This window comes from Paraburkholderia sp. J69-1 (genome assembly GCF_905220255.1).
Taxonomy (GTDB): Bacteria; Pseudomonadota; Gammaproteobacteria; order Burkholderiales; family Burkholderiaceae; genus Paraburkholderia.
In genome coordinates this window covers 1-20,573 of sequence record NZ_CAJMZG010000008.1, presented here as the reverse complement: position 1 = coordinate 20,573, position 20,573 = coordinate 1, and the positions used below count along the sequence as shown (strand labels likewise).

At 61.6% G+C, this 20,573-nt stretch carries 17 protein-coding genes; 14 read left to right on the top strand and 3 right to left on the bottom strand.

Annotation, left to right across the window (positions count from 1 at the left end; genetic code table 11):
• Positions 1-164 precede the first annotated feature (164 nt).
• From U5A67_RS15900 to U5A67_RS15870, 7 genes are all read left to right on the top strand, one after another.
• Positions 165-497, top strand: coding sequence for a hypothetical protein (locus U5A67_RS15900; RefSeq protein WP_321815428.1), 333 nt, complete (start codon positions 165-167; stop codon positions 495-497).
• A gap of 1,476 nt (positions 498-1,973) precedes the next feature.
• A complete protein-coding gene (locus U5A67_RS15895; protein ID WP_205984487.1) occupies positions 1,974-3,350 on the top strand; it encodes a replication initiation protein in 1,377 nt (458 codons plus the stop codon).
• Between the two features lie 1,058 nt (positions 3,351-4,408).
• Entirely contained in the window at positions 4,409-5,092 is a 684-nt protein-coding gene (parA, locus tag U5A67_RS15890) for a ParA family partition ATPase (protein WP_205984486.1), read from the top strand.
• Entirely contained in the window at positions 5,082-6,158 is a 1,077-nt protein-coding gene (locus tag U5A67_RS15885) for a ParB/RepB/Spo0J family partition protein (RefSeq protein ID WP_321815429.1), read from the top strand. The genes parA and U5A67_RS15885 overlap by 11 nt, the downstream gene beginning before the upstream one ends.
• 529 nt (positions 6,159-6,687) lie before the next feature.
• Positions 6,688-8,271 (top strand): threonine ammonia-lyase, biosynthetic, encoded by a 1,584-nt coding sequence (ilvA, locus tag U5A67_RS15880; protein ID WP_321815430.1) that lies wholly within the window; start codon positions 6,688-6,690, stop codon positions 8,269-8,271.
• A gap of 213 nt (positions 8,272-8,484) precedes the next feature.
• A complete protein-coding gene (locus tag U5A67_RS15875) occupies positions 8,485-8,838 on the top strand; it encodes a DOPA 4,5-dioxygenase family protein (protein ID WP_205984483.1) in 354 nt (117 codons plus the stop codon).
• Between the two features lie 433 nt (positions 8,839-9,271).
• Positions 9,272-10,378, top strand: coding sequence for a CAP domain-containing protein (locus U5A67_RS15870; protein ID WP_321815431.1), 1,107 nt, complete (start codon positions 9,272-9,274; stop codon positions 10,376-10,378).
• 124 nt (positions 10,379-10,502) lie between these two features.
• Here U5A67_RS15870 and U5A67_RS15865 read toward each other — a convergent pair whose 3' ends face one another.
• On the bottom strand, positions 10,503-11,861 hold the full coding sequence (locus tag U5A67_RS15865) for an MFS transporter (protein WP_321815432.1): 1,359 nt from the start codon (positions 11,859-11,861) through the stop codon (positions 10,503-10,505).
• Positions 11,862-12,074: 213 nt separating this feature from the next.
• Between U5A67_RS15865 and U5A67_RS15860 the strand changes: the two genes are divergently transcribed.
• Positions 12,075-12,386: a hypothetical protein gene (locus U5A67_RS15860; protein WP_321815451.1), complete on the top strand. Its 312-nt coding sequence runs from the start codon at positions 12,075-12,077 to the stop codon at positions 12,384-12,386.
• Positions 12,387-12,404: 18 nt separating this feature from the next.
• Here the strand turns inward: U5A67_RS15860 and U5A67_RS15855 are convergent, their stop codons facing one another.
• Positions 12,405-13,397 carry an aldose 1-epimerase gene (locus U5A67_RS15855; protein ID WP_321815433.1) on the bottom strand — a complete coding sequence of 331 codons (993 nt, stop codon included), beginning with the start codon at positions 13,395-13,397 and terminating at the stop codon, positions 12,405-12,407.
• 199 nt (positions 13,398-13,596) lie between these two features.
• Between U5A67_RS15855 and U5A67_RS15850 the strand changes: the two genes are divergently transcribed.
• The 5 genes from U5A67_RS15850 to U5A67_RS15830 all read left to right on the top strand — a co-directional run bounded on the left by U5A67_RS15850 (position 13,597) and on the right by U5A67_RS15830 (position 19,608).
• Positions 13,597-14,679, top strand: coding sequence for a LacI family DNA-binding transcriptional regulator (locus tag U5A67_RS15850; RefSeq protein ID WP_241023664.1), 1,083 nt, complete (start codon positions 13,597-13,599; stop codon positions 14,677-14,679).
• Between the two features lie 193 nt (positions 14,680-14,872).
• Positions 14,873-15,913, top strand: coding sequence for an ABC transporter substrate-binding protein (locus tag U5A67_RS15845; protein WP_321815434.1), 1,041 nt, complete (start codon positions 14,873-14,875; stop codon positions 15,911-15,913).
• 42 nt (positions 15,914-15,955) lie between these two features.
• Positions 15,956-17,560 (top strand): sugar ABC transporter ATP-binding protein, encoded by a 1,605-nt coding sequence (locus U5A67_RS15840; protein ID WP_321815435.1) that lies wholly within the window; start codon positions 15,956-15,958, stop codon positions 17,558-17,560.
• Positions 17,511-18,536, top strand: coding sequence for an ABC transporter permease (locus U5A67_RS15835; RefSeq protein ID WP_321815436.1), 1,026 nt, complete (start codon positions 17,511-17,513; stop codon positions 18,534-18,536). Before U5A67_RS15840 ends, U5A67_RS15835 begins: the two co-directional genes overlap by 50 nt.
• 4 nt (positions 18,537-18,540) lie before the next feature.
• Positions 18,541-19,608 carry an ABC transporter permease gene (locus U5A67_RS15830; RefSeq protein WP_321815437.1) on the top strand — a complete coding sequence of 356 codons (1,068 nt, stop codon included), beginning with the start codon at positions 18,541-18,543 and terminating at the stop codon, positions 19,606-19,608.
• A gap of 20 nt (positions 19,609-19,628) precedes the next feature.
• Here the strand turns inward: U5A67_RS15830 and U5A67_RS15825 are convergent, their stop codons facing one another.
• Positions 19,629-20,066, bottom strand: a complete 438-nt coding sequence (locus U5A67_RS15825) for a hypothetical protein (RefSeq protein WP_321815438.1) — start codon at positions 20,064-20,066, stop codon at positions 19,629-19,631.
• On the opposite strand from U5A67_RS15825, the gene U5A67_RS15820 reads away from it, so the two are divergent.
• A complete protein-coding gene (locus U5A67_RS15820) occupies positions 20,065-20,439 on the top strand; it encodes a hypothetical protein (RefSeq protein ID WP_321959719.1) in 375 nt (124 codons plus the stop codon). The two genes, U5A67_RS15825 and U5A67_RS15820, sit on opposite strands and share 2 nt — an antisense overlap.
• Positions 20,440-20,573 lie beyond the last annotated feature (134 nt).

The following is a 20,573-nucleotide window of genomic DNA, read 5'->3' as shown; positions in this document are numbered from 1 at the left end:
GCATCGATCGGCGGTGCTCGTCGGTAAACGTTCTTTCATGCTGGTGAGCGTTTCCCGCATCGGCTGACTTCTTATTCTCGATTTTCGCCGGCAGGCATGCCGGCGATTCATCCACGAGCTGGTCAGGTATCGGTCCACAAATCGAGAACAAATCGGAGGTCACCATGAAGCATTGGCTCAGGTTCGCATTGATTCCCCTACTGGGCGCCGCAAGCGTGAGCGCGTTCGCCGCGCCCCATCTTTCGCCGCGCGCCTGTCATAGCTACCCGTTCGTGAAACCCGCGCATGAGGTCACACACGGCGAACTCATGCAGGAGATTAAGGATCTCTCGCTGGTGGGCTACGAGGAGCACGCGGTAGACAACGAGTATCCGTCGGACCTGGAAGCCGCCCAGGAGCGTCTGGGCAAGCTGTATCGACATGATTGTCTTGCCGGGCAGACGGCGACGCAGGACGCACCGCCGGCCCAGATCCAGGCTCGCGCTCAGGCGAACTGAGGCTTCGATTCGACGCTTCGCAAGGTCACCGTTTGCGCGTGTCACGGTGGACCTTGCTCAGCAAGCGTTGCCGGACACCCACCGGATTCCCATTAACGGAGACCTTTTTAAGGTAACGCGTTATGGGAACTGGTGACCTTTAGCGGGTTTACCCCAGATCGCCGTTTTTCAGGCGCTCAACGGTTCGTGTCAGACGGATTCGGTGTTACCTGTCGCCAGGTGTCTGATTCCAACGCGGCAGGCTGCGGAGCGTCGATTCTTCCCATAGCGCGTGACCTATACGGCACGCTCGCTTCCCATATTTCGATACCTTCAGAATCGACTCTATACAAATCATAGGCTTAGCGATCAAACTGAAAGTTTTCAGTGAAGGTCTCCGGCAAAGGTGCCATCCAGTGGGAGGTTTGCTGAGCGCGGACGCGCTTAGGTCACCAGATATGGTTTTCGGGAAGTTGGTGACCACTTACATCTAGTTAGGGTCCCGGTTTTGGGAGACCTCTTTCTTCCCGAACGCCTGTTTCAGTGTTTACCAAATACGCTTTAGAACCTTTAGTAAACCTTTAGGCGGCTGGAATCCTTGCTGGGCAAGGGTTTGCGGCCGATTTGGTGGCATGTTATGGGGCCTGAGGTACCGGGTATGGGAGTTGGAGGCTGTGGATATGGGATTTCGGTATCCAGGGATGGGGATTCGGGACTGTGGATATGGGAAAAAGGTCTCGCCGTATGGGAATTCTTGCCGAAATGCCCTCAGGTTGCAGGTTATGGGAGCGTCCTTAGGTAGCGGGTTATGGGCAGCAAACGTGCACGGAGAAGGCTTTGGAGTGCTGTTTGCTGCGTTTGGGGTATCCAGTTATGGGGATTTTTGAAGGTAACCGCTTATGGTCGCTTTCCTGCGCACGTCTGGAGGTCACCCTTGCCTCTATTTTCAGAGACCTGCGCGAGAGACTTGATGACAGGTGATCGTCGATTCATGAGGTCACCGCTTATGGGATCAGACAAAGGTAACGCGATATGGGTGGTTTCTGGGATCCGCCGGGTGTGAAAGTCAGAAAGTACGGCAATTTGAGGTATCCATTTATGGGATCAACCCAAGGTCACCTTGGATGGGAGCTTTTCCACGTGCCGGCGCGGCGTATGCTGCCGTAGGCCCAGATCGGCAAAAACTCCCATAACTGGGCACCTGTGGGTAACTTTATCGAGAGTGAGCGCTCACATTTTCGCTAAAGGTATCCAGTTATGGGTGGCATTTCTGGAGCGCCGAGATGCTTAGGTTACGTGTTATGGGCTCTCCTCCGGGTTCGTTCAAGTCGTCGGCACGGCCATTGTCGTGCTGGCGCGGCCACGAATCGCGGAGCGGCTGTCAAGTTTTCCTTCTGCGAGTGCAGTCCACCTACACTGACATATCGGCGCGCTTGAGTCACCTGGTCGGTTGGTATACAGTTACCAACCGACCAGGTTCCCTATCACGTGGGTCATATGGCAAGAAAAAAGGCCGACGCCGGCGACGCCGACAAGCAAGGTGCACTCGTATTCCAGCAAGGCCAGCCGCCTGATCTTTTCCGCAAGGCGGTACCCGCGATTCACATCGCGCCGAAATCCGGATCGATCAGTCTGCAGCAGCGCAAGATGTTCAGCTCGCTGATCAAGAATGCGATCCGCCAGGATTCCCTCGAGCAAGGCCGCTCGTCGTTCGAGATCACGATCTCCGCCCTCTCGCAGGACGTCGATCTGAACAGCAACAACACAGAGTACGTCAAGGAAACGATCAACTCGCTCATCAGCACGGTCGTCAACTGGGACTACCTGACTCAGGATAAACGCAGCATCTGGAAGGCTTCGGGTCTGCTGGCGGGCGCCGAACTCGAACGATCGGTGCTGCGCTACACCTTTTCCGAGCAGATTCGCGGTGAACTCCTGAATCCTGAAATCTACGCGATGATCGATATGCGGATCACGCGTCAGTTCAGGAAGGCGCATTCGCTCGCGCTGTGGGAAAACGTCGTGCGTTACGAAGCCGTGGGCATGACCGCGCGTTTCCCGCTGGCGACATTGCGCGATCTGATTCTTGGCCAGGACACGTCGGCGCAGTCGTACAAGCTGTACAAGCAGTTCAAGAGCCGCGTGCTGGTGCCCTGTATCAAGGAAGTCAACGAGATCTCGGATCACAACTTCGAGCTGATCGAGCATAAGGTCGGCCGATCGGTCGTGGCCCTGCAGTTCCGTGTGACGCGCAAGCCGGAAACGGACCCGTCGCAGGAGCTTCGCGCCAACGACACGCTGCTGATTGGCGAGATGGCGAAGTTCAGCATTCCGGTTTCGGAAGCGCGTCGCCTGCTCAAGCAGTACGGCGATGAAAAGATTCGCTCCGCGGTCGCCTACACGGCGGCACGCGTCGCGCAGAAAAATGCAGCGCCGCTGGCTAATGTGGCCGCGTATTTCCGCAAGGCGCTCATGCAGGGTTATCAGTTGCCCGGCGCAAATGCGGCAGCGGGAGCGAATGCCGACGCGGGCAAGGCACGCGAAAGTCAGGATCAGGTCCAGGATCGCTACATTGCGGCGAAGATTGCCGAGGCGCGTTCCTACTTCAACGAACTCGAGTACGACGACCAGACGGCGCTCATCAAGCGCTACAACGAGACGGTCGGCATGGACAAGCTGAAGGTCTCGACTTCGAAGGTGCCGAGCAAGATGGCATCGACGAACTTCTTCCGTTGGGTCGTGCTGGATACCTGGGGTCAACCGACGGCCGCCGATCTGCTCGAATTCCTGTTGAGCGGACAGCAAGCGCCGGCAGGGGATGGCCTTGGTGCACTGGCCGACGTCGAATTCGCATTCAAGTCGCGCGAAGAGTGAGCGCGCAACGCTGATACTTCGTGGTGAAATTTGCCAATTATAAAAACATAGGTAAATTTCACTTTCAACATTTTCTGCATATTGCAGCTTGGCACCGGATTGAATAGGTTCGGTCGCCTGCCTGATGTCTCTTCCCGCTGGCGCGCTTGATCGCGAGTCTTTCTTTTTCTGCTTTCCCACTTGCGTATCGATGCTGGGAATCTCCACGTGGAGATTCGGGTGGACGCTTGCGCCGTTTTTCGCGCGCTGCTTTGCATCGGCAAGCAGCGGTTGCGATTGAATTGGGTTAGCGATGTGGCGATAGGCCTTGATGCTCTCGCGAACAATCAATATTCGGGCGCTGGGAGTCTGCGTACTCGAAACGGAGGCGCCTCTACGTGGAGGCCGCAAGTTTCACACTTACGTGCGATTGCATTTGCAAAGACATTCTTCGAGTCGATACTTCGTTTAGATTTGCGCAGATCATCTAGATGGCGCTGTGCGAGCTGATGGCGCTAGCTTTCCTCGTTTCCGATGAGTCTCCACGTGGAGATTCGCGAAGCTAAAAATTCTACGTTGCGCGGCTATTTTTGATTCACTCTGGAAGCCCTGATCGTTATGTGCCTAGCGAACTCTCCACGTGGAAAGTTCGTGATGCGGAGAACGTGACTCAGGACATGCAATTTTAGCGACAGCTTCTCAAGATCTCACGCAAAAGCGGGCTACGGCACAATTGCCGTAAATCATCTCTCGCCCGCAAGGTCCGCGATTCTCCACGTGGAGATGTGCAATCTCACAGTGAAGTTTCGGCCATCAATTCATGATCAATTCGCCAGGCTGTGAAGAACCCACTCTCCACGTGAAGAGTGCGGCGTAGCTCGGTGGCGATCAATCTTCTCATTTCCCCTTCACCCACTAGCCAAATGGCCAGTTTGGTAGGCAATCAGCAACGATTTCAGCGCTAAAGCTAGAATTTACTTTAACTTGCCGCTAGACTGCCAGTTGACTCGCTGGAGAGTCTCCACGTGGAGATTCCGCGTGCAGAACCCTCTACCGTTGAACACTGCATGGAGAATTGAATGGGACTGGTCATCGCTGTAGCGAACCAAAAGGGCGGGGTGGGCAAGACCACCACCAGCATGAATCTCGCAGGCGCTTTCCAGTCGGAAGGCTACAAAGTCTATGTCGCCGATGCTGACGGCCAGCAATCATGCATGAGCTGGTGTGCGGCAGCCGGGCCGGAAACGCCGTTGCCATTCCGGGTCGGCAGCATCAATAAGCTGGAAAAGATGATCGGGCCGGAAATTGCCGCTTTGGCCAATGACTACGACGTCGTGATCGTCGATTGCCCGCCAAATATCAACGACCTGACGACGGCGCGTGTATTGGCTGTTGCCGATGCAACCGTCATCCCAACCGATGCATCGCCCATCGACATCTGGAGTAGCGAAGGGATGATGGAACTGGTGGAGCGCACGCGCGTCGCCAATCCAGCCGGTAAATTCGCAATTTTGCTGAATAAGTCGAATTCGAAGACGCTGCTTCATACCCAGATGAGCGCGATCCTCGCAGAAAGCAACGTGCGTGTGCTGGCTTCCACGGTCAAGCAACGCGAGCTTTATCGTCAGGCAGCCGCGCTTGGCCGGACTGTCTTCGACGTGAAAGGCGTGCGGGGCGTCAAGATCGCCAAGGACGAAATCTCCGCTGTCTACAACGAGATCATTGCGCTCGTCCAGGAAGAGGAGGTCGTCGATGGCAACTAAGCTGAATTTCACCAGCAAGGTTCGCGCGGGAATGGCAGTCGAGCGCGCTTCGGCAGGGGAGCGTCTTGCCGACGGCGATGTGGTCGGTATCGCCCAGCGCGACGCAGCGGTTGTCTCGCTCGCGGAAGTCGCAGCCGCTGCGCCCCAAGAGGCGCCGGCGGCGGATGCGGTCGTCACCTCGCCCACAACCGACACGCCTGCGGATAGCGATCCAAACACGACCACGCATGCGGTAGTGCGCATTCCGGTCGAAGACGTCGTCTCGAATCCCTACAATCCGCGTTCGTTCTACAGCGCGGAAACGATCGACGAACTTGCCGAAAGCTTCGACAAGCAAGGCCAGATCACGCCGATTTTGGTGACGCGGCTTGCAGAGTTTCCGGGCAAGTACGTTATCGTCGACGGCGAGCGGCGTATTCGTGCTGCGCGTTCGCGCGGCGACAAGCATATCGACGCCGACGTCCGCGACGGTCTCGATAACCAGAATCTCTATCTGCGTGCCTATCACGCGAACAAGGAGCGCGAAGAGCAGACGGTCTTCGACGATGCGCTCGCGTGGAAGAAATTGCTCGACGAAGGTGTCTATGTCGATCAGGTCGAACTGGGCGTGGCCGTCAGCGAAGATCCGAAGCACATCAGCAAGGTCATTTCGCTGACGTCGCTGCCGCCGTATCTGTTGCAGCGCATGGCGCAGAATCGCGCGGATGTCGGTCTGGGCCACGCGTACAACATCAAGCTGATTTTCGATCGCGCCGGCGCATCGGTTGCGGAGCATTGGCTCGAACAGGTGATCGAAGGCAAGGCCAGCGTACGCAAGCTCGAAGCAGCGGCGTCGGCTGAAGCCGGTGCGCGTCGCATTGGTCCGCGCAGGACGCACTATCAGTCGCGCGTCCAGTTCAATCGTCCGGATGGCGTAGCGCTGGGCGAACTCAAGCTTTTCGGCGATGGCCGGGCAGAACTGAATCTCAACGGCATCGCCGCCGCCGATCAGCAGCGTCTTGCCGAGCGCATGAAAGCCGTCATCGACGAATGGGCGGCTGAAATGGAAACGACGGCTGCGAACTGATCAGCCGGGTCGAACGAGCGCATGAAAAGGGCAAGGCACGAGATCGTGCCTTGCCCATACTTTTTTGGCCGATGGAACGAGGTAGACCGGAGCAGGGGAGGGCTAGGGTCGAACCCGTGAAACATCATCGCTAAAGAGGCGGGATGAAGAAAATCCTTTATAATCATAGAGTTGATGCCTGCCTTCTCGAGTGTTTCACGGCTAGACGCGTTTTCCAGGCCGGCATGTGATGCTCCAAGCCACCTCTGGCGTCACGGCTTGCAAGTACGTTCAAAAACGTATTGTTTGAAATGTAATTCGTAGTTTTTGAAACGATTGATGTCGAAATCGCATCGATTGACAATTTCGATCAGCTACGCCATGCTTGTAGGAATGAACACGCGCCTCCGTCCGATTACGCTGATTATTATCACCATTCATCGAATGGTGGGTTAGCGTGCGTCTGACATAAGCGACAACAACCCGCCCCACGAGGCGGGTTTTTTGTTTCCGCCTCCTGGGCTCAATACGAGACAGCACAGGAGCCGTCATGCAGGTCCAATCGAGCCACACCGCAGTCGAAGCCGAAACGCGCACAGCAACGCAAAAGCCGCAGCAGCACGATTACCTCCGTCTGATTCTGACCGCCCGCGTCTACGACGCCGCGCGCGAAACCGAGCTCGAACCCACGCCGAACCTCTCGGCACGTCTACGCAACACGGTCCTGCTCAAGCGCGAGGACAACCAGCCGGTTTTCTCGTTCAAGCTGCGCGGCGCGTACAACAAGATGGCGCATCTGTCGGCGGAACAATTGCAGCGCGGCGTGATTACGGCTTCGGCGGGCAATCATGCGCAGGGCGTGGCGCTTTCCGCCGCGCGACTCGGCGTGAAAGCGGTGATCTGCGTGCCGGTCACCACGCCGCAGGTGAAAGTCGATGCGGTGCGCGCCCACGGAGGCTCGATGGTCGAAGTCGTGCAGGCGGGCGAATCCTACAGCGATGCCTACGCGCACGCCGTCAGTCTCCAGGAAGAACGCGGCCTGACCTTCGTGCATCCCTTCGACGATCCCTACGTGATCGCCGGTCAGGGCACGGTGGCGATGGAAATCCTCAGCAAGCATCAGGCCCCGATTCACGCGATCTTCGTGCCGATCGGCGGCGGCGGTCTGGCCGCAGGCGTGGCCGCGTACGTGAAGGCCGTGCGCCCGGAAATCCGCGTGATCGGCGTGCAGACGGACGATTCCTGCGCGATGGCGCAATCGCTGAAGGCGGGCAAGCGCGTCGAACTCAGCGAAGTCGGCCTGTTCTCCGACGGCACGGCGGTGAAACTCGTGGGCGAGGAAACCTTCCGCCTGTGCCAGGAATATCTCGATGACGTGCTGACCGTCGACACGGACGCCCTCTGCGCCGCGATCAAGGACGTCTTTCAGGACACGCGCAGCGTGCTCGAACCGGCCGGCGCGCTCGCCGTCGCCGGCGCGAAGCAATACGCCGAACGCGAAGGCATCGACGGCAAAACGCTGATCGCCATCACTTCGGGCGCGAACATGAACTTCGACCGCATGCGCTTCGTGGCCGAGCGCGCCGAAGTCGGCGAAGCGCGCGAAGCCGTTTTCGCCGTGACGATCCCCGAAGAGCGCGGCAGTTTCAAGCGCTTCTGCGAACTGGTGGGCACGCGCAGCGTCACCGAATTCAATTACCGCATCGACGATGCCGAGCGCGCGCATATCTTTGTCGGCGTGCAGATTCGCAACCGCGGCGAATCAGCGCAGATCGCGCAGAGTTTCGTCGAACACGGTTTCCCGAGCGTCGATCTCACCGGCGACGAACTCTCGAAGCAGCACATCCGCTACATGGTGGGCGGGCGTTCGCCGCTCGCGCATGACGAACGCCTGTTCCGCTTCGAATTCCCGGAGCGTCCGGGCGCGCTGATGCGCTTCCTTTCGTCGATGGCGCCGAACTGGAACATCAGCCTGTTCCACTACCGCAACCAAGGCGCGGATTACAGCTCGATTCTGGTCGGCATCCAGGTGCCCGCAGCGGAAGACGCGGAGTTCCGCCGCTTCCTCGCGACGCTCGGTTATCCGCACTGGGAAGAGACGCAGAACCCGGCTTATCGTTTGTTCCTGAAGTAAGCGAACCGGACAACACGGCATGAACCACGAGAGACGTTCTCCACCACGAAGGGGTCTCTCGACATCCTTTCGAAGAAGAAAAAATTAAAAAGGATTCCTATTCAATCAGATTGGGAATTAGCGTATTGAACCCTGCCGTCGAGCCACAGGTAAAAGTCGAAATCGCGGCAAAATAGCGGTTTAAATCCATTTCCAGCCCGTCAAGCGCCCATCATGAAACTCGCCGATCCCGCCAACATTGCCACGTGGCATGCCCACATTTATTTCGACGCCGACACGCGCGACACCGCATGGTCCTTGCGCGAAACCATCACGGCGGAACTGGGCGATTCCATCGAAATGGGTCGCTTTCACGAACGCCCCGTCGGCCCGCATCCGATGTGGTCGTACCAGCTCGCCATCACGAACGAACACTTTGCGCATGTGTTCGCGTGGCTCGTGGTCAATCACGGAAAGCTCGATGTTTTCGTGCACCCGAACACGGGCGATGCACTGCGCGATCACCGCGATGCGGCCGCGTGGATCGGTCATTCCTACCCGCTCAATCTCGCTGCGCTCGGCGGCTGAGTGTCAGCGAGCGGAACCCACACAAACGAAAATTAGCAAGCACTTCAAAATAAAAAATCAGACAAAACTCATCGCATTCGATATTTCAAATTTGTGTCGAATCGCTCTTTAAACGCTGATTGAATCCCGCTGCAATCAAGCGTTCCAGCCCTCTTTGCATTCCTTCATAATCGCGCGTTTTGCCGGAAAGACCGGTAAAACGTGCCTGTTTTTATCCTCTGCTGTTTTCTCTCAAGTTCATTCGTGACCTGCCGTTAGTCAGGACGCGCAATCAAATTCGTGCAATGTCTTTCTCCAGACGAATAGAAAGCCATTAAGCGGATTTAGGGGAGGTAATAAAACCCGAAGCAGCAAGGATGGGTGGGCGCGCCTGCATCTGGCGGCGGCAGTTTGGCCGACGCTGCTTCACGTAGAACCTTTACAAGGCACCACAATGCGGTTTTCCAAATTCAGATTCGAAGCAGTTGCGTTATTCGCAACGGCCTTGCTTGCCGCCTGCGGCGGCGGTGGCGGCGGCTCCGACGGTTCGAGCTCAGCGTCCAGTAACTCGTCGAGCGGCAGCAACGCCACCACGGCGACGACGACCACGACGAACACCACGACCACGACGTCGACCAACAGCGCGATCCTGATCACGCCGGCCTCGCAACTCACGTCGATGCCGACCGCTAGCGGCAACGCCAGCGCCGACGGCACGGCCTACATCAACGCGATGCGCAAGAACGTCGGTCTGTCGGCCCTGCCGAGCAACGCGGGTCTTGCCACGGCATCAAGCGATCACGCGACCTACCTGGTCGATAACCAGGCGTACGGTCACACGGAAACCGCAGGCAATCCCGGCTTCACGGGCGCCGATCCGCAAACGCGTATCGAAGCCGAAGGCAGCTTCACGATGATGGGCGAAGTCGTCGTGGCCGGTCAGCCGGCGGCCTTCAGCGACAGCGTGTCGCCGGTCGAAACGCTGTTCGACGCGCCGTTCCACCGCATCGTCATGCTCGACGACTTCACGTCGATGGGCGTCGGCTACATGGCGAACGCGAACTGGGAGGCGTTCAATATCGACTTCGGTTCGACCACGGCCGACACGACGCTCTCGTCGAAGTCGCTCGTCGCGTACCCGTTCCCCGGCGAGCAGGGCGTGCCGACGAGCTGGTTCGCCAACGAAGACCCGAATCCGTTCGCCAGCGCCACGCAGTACGAAATGACCACGGTCGGTTATCCGGTGACGATCCAGAGCGCGTTCGGTTCGACGCTGAGCTCGATGAGCTTCACGATCACGGCGACCAACGGCACCAATATTCCGTGTCTCGCGCAGACGCCGCAGACCACGCCGAACGAACTGTCGAACGCCGCCCTGTGCGCGCCGTACTCGCCGCTCGCGGCCAGCACGACCTACACCGTGCACGTGACCGGCACGCTCACCGATTCGTCGAGCCAGACGCATCCGATCGACGTATTGTGGACGTTCACCACCGCCGCATCCGGCGTATCGCATAACGCGACGCAGGGCCTGACGAGCCGTCCGCTGCCGAAGTTCTAACGCACGGCCCGGCTTATCGATACACCGGGCGCTCGCTGAAATGCAAAGGGGCCGCAGTTGAATCTGCGGCCCCTTTTGTTTTTTCGGCGGTCTCTCTGTCAAAAAGCGCGACCTGACGTCGCACTCAATGCCCGAACGACTCCTTGCGCGCATCGGCCGTGGCATCCACGGCGAGCGGTCTGGCGGCCTGTTTCACGAGCAGCGCCGCGCAGGCGACGAGACCGGCCACGGCGATCGTCGAGAAAATGCCCGCGAACGAAAAATGCCTGCGCGCCAGTTCGGCGACCAGAAACGATCCGGCGATACCGCCAAAGCGCCCAATCCCCAGCATCCACGCAACGCCGGTGCCGCGGCCTTGCGTCGGATAGAACGCGGCGGCGAGCGCGGGCATCGACGATTGCGCGGTGTTCATCAGCACGCCAGCCGCGAACACGACGAGCACCAGCGCGCCCACATTGCCCACGGCCTGGCCGATCAGCCAGACGGACAGCGCAGTCAACGCATAGCACGCGGCGATGATGCGATTGGCGTTGAAGCGGTCCATCAGCACGCCGCACAGCACCGCGCCGATACCGCCGAGCGGGAACAGCGCGGCGATCAGCGTGGCGCGCGCGGGCGGCAGGCCGGCGTCCTTGAGCAGCAGCGGCATCCAGTTGATCGACGCGTAGAAGATCACGAGTCCCATGAAGTAGGCGATCCACAGCATCACCGAGCCCACCAGATAGCGGCCCGAAAGCACCACGCCGATGCCCTTGCCTTCGGTGTGCGGCGCGGTTTCGGTCATGGTGAACGCCTGGGCGGAGGCGGCATCGGCGGAAATGCGTGCGAGCGCGGCGCGGATGCGCTCGGCCGGCTTGGCGTTTGCCACCATATAGCGCACCGATTCCGGCATGCGCAGCGCGAGCGGAATCGCCAGCACGAGCGGCGTGACGCCGCCAAGCAGCAGCACGCTGCGCCAGCCGAAATGCGGAATCATCCACGCGGCGAGGAAGCCGCCGAAGGCCGCGCCCAGCGGAAAGCCGCAAAACATCAGATTAATGATGGTCGCACGGCGCGCGTCGGGACAGTATTCGCCCATCATCGTGACGGCGTTCGGCATGGCCGCGCCCAGACCCACGCCGGTGGCGAAGCGCAGCCAGACCAGATGGTCGATGCTGTCGGCGAACGACGAGGCGAAACACGCCACGCCGAAGATCAGCACGGAGCCGAGCAGCATGGCGCGGCGCCCGAGGCGGTCGGAAAGCGGCCCCGATGCCAGTGCGCCCAGCGCGAGACCAAACAGTGCGGCACTGAGCACCGGTGCGAGCGCAGGCTTGGCGAGTCCCCACTCGCCGAGCAGCGACGGGGCGATAAAGCCGATCGCCGCCGTGTCGAAACCGTCGAGCAGCACGATGGCGAAGCACATCAGGAAGATGAACCACTGGAATGGCGAGAACGGATGCTCGTTGATGAACGTCTGAACATTGACGGCGCTGCGGTTCATGAAAAGTGTCTCCTCTGTCTACGAAGCGCACACAAATTCGCTATGCGAACTTCGGACAAACATCCTACTCGTCTCCGGCCTCGAGCGATATCGGGGACATTATTGAGATGCATCCGCCTACGGACGTCGTGCGTATCTTGAAATGAACATGCCGCGCGGCGGCGTGTCGAACCGGATGCGGGTCTGAAGAAGGAGATCGACGTGAAAAATCCGATGCGATTTTCCGTGGCACGCGCGGGCGCGCTTGCCCTGACAGTAGCCCTCGCGGCGGGACTGCCTGCCCGCAGCGCCGTGGCGCAGCTTTCGCCGAACGACGATCTGCGCTCGCCGCAAAACAATCTCGCGCTGATGTCCAATGCGCCGCTGGGTAGCGAATATCCGACGCACGGCAACCGCCAGGCCGGCGAATTGCCGGTCGGGCCGACCGATCCTCGCGGCCAGTTGGCCAACGGCTTGCCGAATAACGCCCAGTCGGGCGGCTATGGCGCGCCACAGGCCGGCATCCATTCGACGCCGGGGATGTGAGGCGCGCTGGGCTAAGGTCTAGACGCGGCTGGGTGTCCAGCCCAGTTGGGCTTCCACGATTTCGCCGGGCGCGAGCGCGGTGCCGCCCACGTCGAGCCGCCCGGCCAGGCCGTCTAGCTGCAGATTGAGCCAGTCCGTCGTGTTGCTCACCGGCTCGGCGCAAAACCACGGCAGACCTTGCGCGCTATAAAGCACGAAGTAATCGAGCGGCGCGCCGGCGCGCAACGTCAGCCGGCGGCCCTCGTGTGGCCATTCGATCAGCGCTTCGCGCCGCCAGCCGGAGAAATTGTTGTCGAGATCGAATTCATCGACGATCAGACCGTTTTCCAGCGCGTCGACGGCCGGGTGCGCGCTGAGCGTCACCGGCAGCACCTCGGCGTCGATTTCCCACATCGCGCGCACGCGGGCACTCAGGCGCGTGCCGGGCGGTTTCGGGTAATACGGATGATGGCCGAAGCCGAACGGCATGGTGCGCGATCCGAGATTGCGCGCCCAGAGCCGGATCGAAAGCCCGCTTTCGTCGAGCGTGATGTGCTGGCGCGCCTCATAGCTGAATGGCCAGGCCTCGCCGCCGCGCGCGGGCGCTTCATGTTCGAAGTGCAGCGTGAGCGCATTCTTTTCCGCCGATTCGACCCGCCAAGGCCGCCGCCAGGCGTGACCATGCAGTGCGTGCCGCAAGGCGCCGGTGCCGCTCGGCAGATCGATCATCTCGCCGTCGAAGCGAAATCGGCCGTCGCGGATGCGGTTGCAGTACGGCATCAGCGGGAAGCTGGCCATGCCGAGCGGGTCGCGTTCGTCGATTGCCGCGCGGGTGGCGGGGCGCAGCCAGTGTTCCGTCGCGCCTGTCGTGCGGTCCGTGTCGTACCAGGCGGCGATCGATCCGCCTACATGAGGCGCGATCAGCACATGCGAATTGCCGTGGGTCAAGGCGACGAGTTGCCCGTCGTCGAGCGCGGCAGCGTCGAAGGAACCGGCAAGCGGGAAAGAGCGGGGCGTCGGGGCGGCGGTCAAAGGCGCAATCTCCGGTGGCTCAAGAATATTACTAATAAAAAATAATATAGACCGGAAAGTGCGCGGTGCTCCGCTAAGGTCATGGCGATTTACGCCAATTGTCCGGTAAAAATATTAGTGCTACGCTGTGGCCCACCAGCGCCCGCCCGGGACCTGGCCGTCCCTCTGCCGCCGGGCCGCGCAAGCCACTCTCGATACGATGAAAAAATCGACCCAGCGCCGCCCGACCATGACCGATATTGCGAAGGCGGCCGGCGTCTCGCAATCGACGGTCTCGCTCGTCCTCAACGGCGCGGTAGGCGCCAAACTCTCGGACGCCACGCGCAACAAGGTGCATGAGGTTGCGCAATCGCTCGGCTACCAGTTGCCCGTGCGCGCCGCGCAGCCGCCCGCGCCCGCGGGCGATCGCAACCTGATCGTCTATATCGCCGACGAAATCTCCACCAGCCCGCATCCGGTCGTGAGCATCGACGGCGCGCGCGACGCCGCCTGGAACGCGGGCTGCGTGCTCGCGGTGTTCTCGACTCACGGCAATGCGCAGATGGAGCAGCGCGTGCTGCAGACGCTCGCCATGCCGAACGTGCTCGGCGTGATCTACGCGACCGTCTATACCCGCAAGGTCGCCGTGCCGCCCGCGCTGCTCAAGGTGCCGGCCGTGCTGCTCAACTGCTATGCGGCGGATCACGCGCTGTCGTCGGTCGTGCCGGCCGAAGTGGCGGGCGGTCATACGGCGACGGAGTTTTTGATCGAAACGGGGCATCGGCGCATCGGCTTTATCAACGGCGAAACCTGGCAGGACGCGGCGAAAGATCGCCTCAAGGGTTACCGTCAGGCGCTCGCGACGTCCGATCTGCTGTTCGATCCGTGTCTCGTGCGTGACGGCGACTGGAGCCCGGACAAGGGTTTCGAACTCACGCTTTCGCTGATGCGCGAACCGAATCCGCCCACGGCGATCTTCTGCGCCAACGATCTGATGGCGATCGGCGCGATCGAAGCGCTCAAGCAACTCGGAATGCGCGTGCCGGAAGATGTTTCGGTGATGGGTTACGACGATCAGGAAATCGCCCGTCATACGCATCCGGCGCTGACGACCGTGGTGCTGCCGAACTATGAACTGGGCCGCTGGGCCGTCGATACGTTGCTGCAGGAAGAACAGAACCGCAGCGCCGGCGCGCCGGTGCGTCACCGCACCGTGAAACTCGACGGGCCGCTGATCGAGCGCGCTTCCGTGTGCGCGCCGAACCCGGTCGTACCCGTGAATACCCTCATTAATATCTCCTAAATATTGCTGATAATATTAGTTGAAGCAACACACGTAATAAGGCGGCCTGGTCATTGCGTCGCCCGGTAAGAAAGACAAGAAAGGAAGACAACAACGCCGCGGCAGGGCAAAGCCCGCCGCCAACGTCATTCAACGCTTTGCATGGGGTCGTGCCGAACGCCTGAGCGTCGGACGCGGCCGACAGGAGACAGCCATGCGTCGTCAACGAATCCAGTCCGCCCTGATTGCCGCCGGTTTGTGCGCGGCCCTTGCTGCCGCCACCTCGGGCAGCGCTTACGCCCAGTCCGATTCCGGGGCGCAGAAAGTCCAGTCGAATTCCAGCGAAAGCTGTACCAATCCCAAGCCTGGCGGCAAGAAGCTGAGCGATATGGTGGTCGGTTTCTCGCAATCCGAGAACGAACAGAATCCGTTCCGCGCGACCGAAACCGCGTCCGTGCGCGCGGCGGCCAAGGCGGCCGGCGTCAAGCGCCTCCTGTATACGAATGCGAACGCCAACCAGGCCAAGCAGGTCGCCGATATCGAAAGCATGATCAACCAGGGCGCCGAAGCGCTGATCATCGCGCCGAATGACTCCACCGGCCTGCAACCCGCGTTCGCGCAGGCGCGCGCCAAGGGCATTCCGGTCGTGACGATCGACCGTCTGACGGCGGGCACATTCTGCCAGGACTACATCACCTTCCTCGGCTCTGACTTCTACAAGCAGGGCGAGCGAGCAGCCAAGGCGCTCGCGGACGCGACCGGCGGCAAGGCCGTGATCGCCGAAATCCAGGGCGGCTACGGCAACACGGTCGAAAGCCAGCGCACGGATGGCTTCGCGGCAGGCCTCAAAGCCTATCCGAATATGAAGATCGCGGCGGCGCAGACGGCCAACTGGTCGACTACCGAAGCGCAGAAGGTGATGGAGCAGATCCTGCTCGCGCATCCTGATGTCGACGCCGTCTACACGCACGCCGACACCATGACGGTCGGCGCGATCACGGCGCTGCGCCAGGCGGGCAAGCTCAAGGGCGTGAAGATCGTGTCGATCGACGGCACCAAGGAAATCGTCACCGATATCGATCAAGGCATCGTGGCCGCCGATGTTGAAACGAATCCGCGTTTCGGCCCGCTGGCCTTCAAGTCGCTCGATGACTGGATCGCGGGCAAGCCGGTGCCGCAAAAGCAGATCATGGACGATGCACTGTTCGACAAGACGAATGCGAAGTCGTCGCTGGCGGCGGGCAAGGTCTACTAAGTCGGGCAAGCGGTACTGAGTCGGCAACGAGGTGAAGAGACGATGAGCGCAGTGGACGACGCATCAGCATCAGATTCACAAGCCGGGCCGCGCACCGTGCTGGAAACGCGCGGCGTGTCGAAAACCTTCGGCGTGGTGCGTGCGCTGCGCGACGTCTCGCTCACCTTGCGTGCGGGCGAAGTGCATGGTCTGGTCGGCGAAAACGGCGCGGGCAAATCGACGCTCATCAAGGTGCTGACGGGCTTTCATCAGCCCGATGTCGGTGCACTGACGCTCGATGGCGCGAACGTGTCCTTCGACAGCCCGCGCGCCGCGCAGAGCGCGGGCGTGTGCGCGGTGTATCAGGAGATCAACCTGATTCCCGAGCGCAGCGTCGCCGACAATATCTATCTCTGCCACGAGCCAAAACGATTCGGCATCCTGACAGATCGAAAGCGCATGCTGGATGGCGCCGCCGGCATCGTGCAGCGCTACCGGCTGGCCGTCGATCCGGCGGCGAAGCTGGGCACGCTCGGTCTGGGCGCGCAGCAGATGGTGGCCATCGCGCGCGGTGTTTCGCTGGGCGCGCGCGTGCTGATTCTCGACGAACCGACTTCGGCGCTCAGCGGTGCGGAAGTCGACGTGTTGTTCGAGGTGGTCGACCGGTTGCGCGCGGAAGGCATCGCGCTGCTGTTCGTGAGCCACCGGCTTTCCGAGTGTTATCGCCTGTGCGATCGCTTCACGGTGATGCGCGACGGCGCGGTGGTGCGAACGGGCACGTCCGAGGAGTTGCCGCGCGCGGCGTTGATCGCTGCGATGCTCGGCCGCGAAAGCGCCGGCGAGCACGCCTGGGCCGATCGCACCGGTCGCGCCGAAACGAACGCCGATACCACGCCCGCGCTGCAGGTCGACGCGCTGCAATGGGGCAACCGCGTGCGCGATGTGTCGCTGCGCGTGGCGCCGCGCGAGATCGTCGGGCTGGCCGGGCTGCTCGGATCGGGGCGTACGGAAACCTTCAAGACGATCTTCGGCGCACAGAAGGCCGATGCCGGCGACGTTAAGCTCGCGGGCCGCACGCTGGCACACGCGACGCCCGCGCGTTCGATCAGCCACGGTCTCGCTTTTCTCTCCGAAGACCGTCGCGCAGAAGGCATTTTCCCGCGGCTTTCGGTGCGCGAAAACATCGTCGCGAGTTTGTTGCCGCGTATATCGCGCTTCGGCTTTATTTCGCGCGCGAAGGAAGCGCAACTGGTGCGCGAATCGATTGCGCGGCTTGGCATCAAGACGGCCGGCCCGGCGGCATTGATCACAACGCTGTCCGGCGGCAACCAGCAGAAGGCGCTGATCGCACGATGTCTGTCCACGCGCCCGGACGTGCTGCTGCTCGACGATCCGACTCGCGGCATCGATGTCGGTGCGAAAGAGGAGGTGCATCGCGTCGTGCAGCAACTCGCGCAGGAAGGGCTGGCGGTGGTGGTGACGTCCTCGGAAATGGAGGAGTTGCTCGCGCTGACCGACCGGCTCGTGATGCTCAATGAAGGTGCGACGCAGGGCGGCATGCCCACGGCGGGCGCGCATCCCGATGACGTGCTCGCCGTGCTGGCAGGGCAAGGACCGCATGAACTCCAGGGACTTCAAGGACCAGATGGCGATGGCGAGCAAGCTTGAATCGAACGAGGAACGCTTGAGTCCCTCGAACTTCTCCGCGCCGCGAGGCCGCGTAGCGTGGCTGACGCTGCTGCGCGAGCACAGCGTCTATTTCGCGCTGGCTGCGCTCGTGCTGTTCAATCTCGCGGTGACGCCGGGCTTCTCGAACCCGTTCGCGGCGCGCAGTCTGTTATTCGAAGCCGCGCCGATCGTGTTGATCGCGCTCGGCCAGAACCTGGCGATTGCCACGCGCGGCATCGATCTTTCGGTGGGCTCGGTGATGGCGCTGGCGAGTGCGTCTATCGCGGTGTTCCTGCCGTATGGCGTCGGCACGGCGCTGGTGGGCGCGGTCGCGGTCGGGACGGTGGCTGGGCTGTGCAACGGCGCACTGGTCGCGCTGCTCGCCATCGATCCGCTGATTTCAGGGCTGGCCTTGCTGGTCGCCGCGCGCGGTCTCGCCCAGGCGCTGCTCGGCGGTTCGCGCGTGAATCTGCCCGAAGCGCCGGCCTTCGATGTACTCGGCGCCTTCGCGCTCGGGCCAGTGCCGATGGTCATGCTGATCGCGCTGGCGCTCGCCGCCGTGGTGGCGTTCGTCGTCCGACGCACGACCTTCGGACGCTACACGATCCTCGTGGGCGCGAGCCGTAGCGCCGCGTTTCTCGCCGGTATTCCGGTGCGCCGCACGCTGTTCCTCGTTTATGCGGTGAGCGGCACGCTGGCCGGGCTGGCGGGATTGTTCGCCTCGTCGCGCCTGGGTGCCGCCGATCCGAACTACGTCGGCGTGAATTTCGAACTCGATGCGATCGCGGCTTCGGTGATTGGCGGCACGCCGCTGTCGGGCGGGCGGATTTCGATCGTCGGCGCGGTGTTTGGCGTGCTGCTGCTGCAGGTGCTCGACGCGAGCTTCATCATGAACAACATCAGCTTTACCTATGCGCAGATCCTGAAGGCGGTGTTTATCGTCGTCGCGCTGTATCTGCAACGTTCGGGAGCGTGATGCGATGGCGAACGACGCAATGCGCTCCTCCTCGTCCCCGGCTTCTTCCGCCGCTCCGCGTGCGAGCCGCCGCGCACAGATCATCGCGCTCGTGCAGTCGCGCGGGGCGATCGGCATGCTGGTGGTCGTCGCGCTGATCGCGGGCTCCGTGTTTCCCGACTTCCTGCGCCCGGCCAATCTCGCCGATATCGCGTCGAACAGTGCGTTTCTTGGGCTGGTCGCCGTCGGGCAAAGTCTGGTGATCATTCTGGGCGGCTTCGATCTGTCGGTCGGCTCGATGGTCGGACTGGGCACGGTGCTCTCCGCGTACGCCGCGCCGTATGGTTGGGGCGCAGCGATGCTGGCGCCGGTCGCGGCGGGTTTCCTGATCGGCACGGTCAATGGTCTGCTGATCGCGCGGGCACGCATGGCGCCGTTCATCGTGACGCTGGCGGCGCTGCTTGGGCTCAAGGGCTTCGCGCTGGTGCTCGCGAGCCAGGACCTGTTGATCGCCAATCCCGGCTTCTTCGCGCATATCGCCAATGGCTCGCTGTCTGGGATCAGCAATCTGATCTGGGTGCTGGCGGTGGTTTATGGGCTTGGCGCGTTGCTGCTCAATCACACGCGATTTGGCGCGGCGATTTTCGCGATCGGCGGTAACGAGGAGGCGGCGCGCATGCTTGGCGTGCGCGTGGAGCGCGTGAAGGTGCTGGCCTATGGTTTGTCGGGCGCGCTGGCGGGGTTGTCCGGCGCGCTGCTTGCCTCGCATCTGGATTCGGGGTTGGCGGCGGCGGGCACCGGTTACGAGTTGCAGTCGATCGCGGCGGCGGTGATCGGCGGCGTGTTGCTGACGGGCGGCGTCGGCACGATGGCCGGGCCGCTGGCGGGCGTGCTGCTGCTGGGCGTTATCGACAATGTTATTAATCAGGTCGGGACGCTCAGCCCGTACTATCAGAATCTCGCGAGCGGCGCGTTTCTGCTCGCCGCCGTGATCGTGCAGACGGTGCTGACGGGGCGCCGACAGGGTGCTGCGCGCGCGGCGGGTGGTCGGCGCAAGGGTGTGACGCCACCGCAGGGCGCGGCGCGAACCTGAATGCCGCGTGCGATTGCTGCTTACTGCTTCGAGACGGTGAGTTTGACCCGGTTCGCCCCGGCGGTTTGTGCGGTGATCTCGGTGCGGTTGCCGCGCTCGCCTAGATAGAAGTGCTGGCGGCCCGGCGCGTTGCCGTCGTGGGTGGCGTTTGGCAGGCAGGACGCGATATCGGCGCCGACGCTTTCCAGTGCATCGGTGCCTGAGCCGGTGTCGGCGTTGCGCGTGCTCCAGCTGCATTGATACGTGCCGTGAGTGGCGGCGCATTGGGCGTCGTCGCTGTAGGGTTGGGCGACGGCGCGGCCATCGTCGGGAGTCAGCGAGGCGAAATGTTGCGGCGCCGCTGCCACGATGCGCTTGAGTGCGGTGCAGGGGCTGGCGCTATCGTCCGCATGGGCGGCGAGCGGTGCGATGGCGAGAAGCGCCGTGGCCACGGTGCGGGCGAAAGTTTGCGTTTGCATGTTGGGATCGTTGCCGTTGCGGCAGCGCCTCCGTGTGGTGGATTCTGCTTTGGCGTGTGCAAACCTCATGCCGGGAATGGCGTTTGCAAAGGGCGATCAGAACAATCACCACGAGGATCGCGACATGATCGGAACAATGAGGCGCCCGATGCGCGTGGGGGCAATGCTGGCGGCGACGTTCATGCTCGCGGCGGCGTTGCCGGGATATGCCGCCACGCAGGATGAACAGGATCACGCCTGTCGCGGCGATGCATTTCACTTCTGCGCGAGCGAGGTTCCTAATAAGGAGAAGATCAAGGCTTGCATGAAGCAGCACTACGACGAGCTATCGCCGCCTTGCAAGGCGATGTTCAAGAAGCCGTCGAAGAGCTGATATCGATAGAGGGTGGTGCAGGACTGAGGCGCGACGGGTGTCGCGCCTCTTTTATTTTGTCGGGCTGGAAATTGGGACTTGCGCAAGCGGCGGCCGGCGAGCTAAGATTCGCCCCCTTCGCTGCACGCCGTACC

Excerpts from the sequence above, each read along its gene's own strand:
- U5A67_RS15900 (WP_321815428.1), top strand. The coding sequence starts at position 165 with ATGAAGCATTGGCTCAGGTTCGCATTGATTCCCCTACTGGGCGCCGCA.
- U5A67_RS15895 (WP_205984487.1), top strand. The coding sequence starts at position 1,974 with ATGGCAAGAAAAAAGGCCGACGCCGGCGACGCCGACAAGCAAGGTGCA.
- parA (WP_205984486.1), top strand. The coding sequence starts at position 4,409 with ATGGGACTGGTCATCGCTGTAGCGAACCAAAAGGGCGGGGTGGGCAAG.
- U5A67_RS15885 (WP_321815429.1), top strand. The coding sequence starts at position 5,082 with ATGGCAACTAAGCTGAATTTCACCAGCAAGGTTCGCGCGGGAATGGCA.
- ilvA (WP_321815430.1), top strand. The coding sequence starts at position 6,688 with ATGCAGGTCCAATCGAGCCACACCGCAGTCGAAGCCGAAACGCGCACA.
- U5A67_RS15875 (WP_205984483.1), top strand. The coding sequence starts at position 8,485 with ATGAAACTCGCCGATCCCGCCAACATTGCCACGTGGCATGCCCACATT.
- U5A67_RS15870 (WP_321815431.1), top strand. The coding sequence starts at position 9,272 with ATGCGGTTTTCCAAATTCAGATTCGAAGCAGTTGCGTTATTCGCAACG.
- U5A67_RS15865 (WP_321815432.1), bottom strand. The coding sequence starts at position 11,861 with ATGAACCGCAGCGCCGTCAATGTTCAGACGTTCATCAACGAGCATCCG.
- U5A67_RS15860 (WP_321815451.1), top strand. The coding sequence starts at position 12,075 with ATGCGATTTTCCGTGGCACGCGCGGGCGCGCTTGCCCTGACAGTAGCC.
- U5A67_RS15850 (WP_241023664.1), top strand. The coding sequence starts at position 13,597 with ATGAAAAAATCGACCCAGCGCCGCCCGACCATGACCGATATTGCGAAG.
- U5A67_RS15845 (WP_321815434.1), top strand. The coding sequence starts at position 14,873 with ATGCGTCGTCAACGAATCCAGTCCGCCCTGATTGCCGCCGGTTTGTGC.
- U5A67_RS15840 (WP_321815435.1), top strand. The coding sequence starts at position 15,956 with ATGAGCGCAGTGGACGACGCATCAGCATCAGATTCACAAGCCGGGCCG.
- U5A67_RS15835 (WP_321815436.1), top strand. The coding sequence starts at position 17,511 with ATGAACTCCAGGGACTTCAAGGACCAGATGGCGATGGCGAGCAAGCTT.
- U5A67_RS15830 (WP_321815437.1), top strand. The coding sequence starts at position 18,541 with ATGGCGAACGACGCAATGCGCTCCTCCTCGTCCCCGGCTTCTTCCGCC.
- U5A67_RS15820 (WP_321959719.1), top strand. The coding sequence starts at position 20,065 with ATGTTGGGATCGTTGCCGTTGCGGCAGCGCCTCCGTGTGGTGGATTCT.
- U5A67_RS15825 (WP_321815438.1), bottom strand. The coding sequence starts at position 20,066 with ATGCAAACGCAAACTTTCGCCCGCACCGTGGCCACGGCGCTTCTCGCC.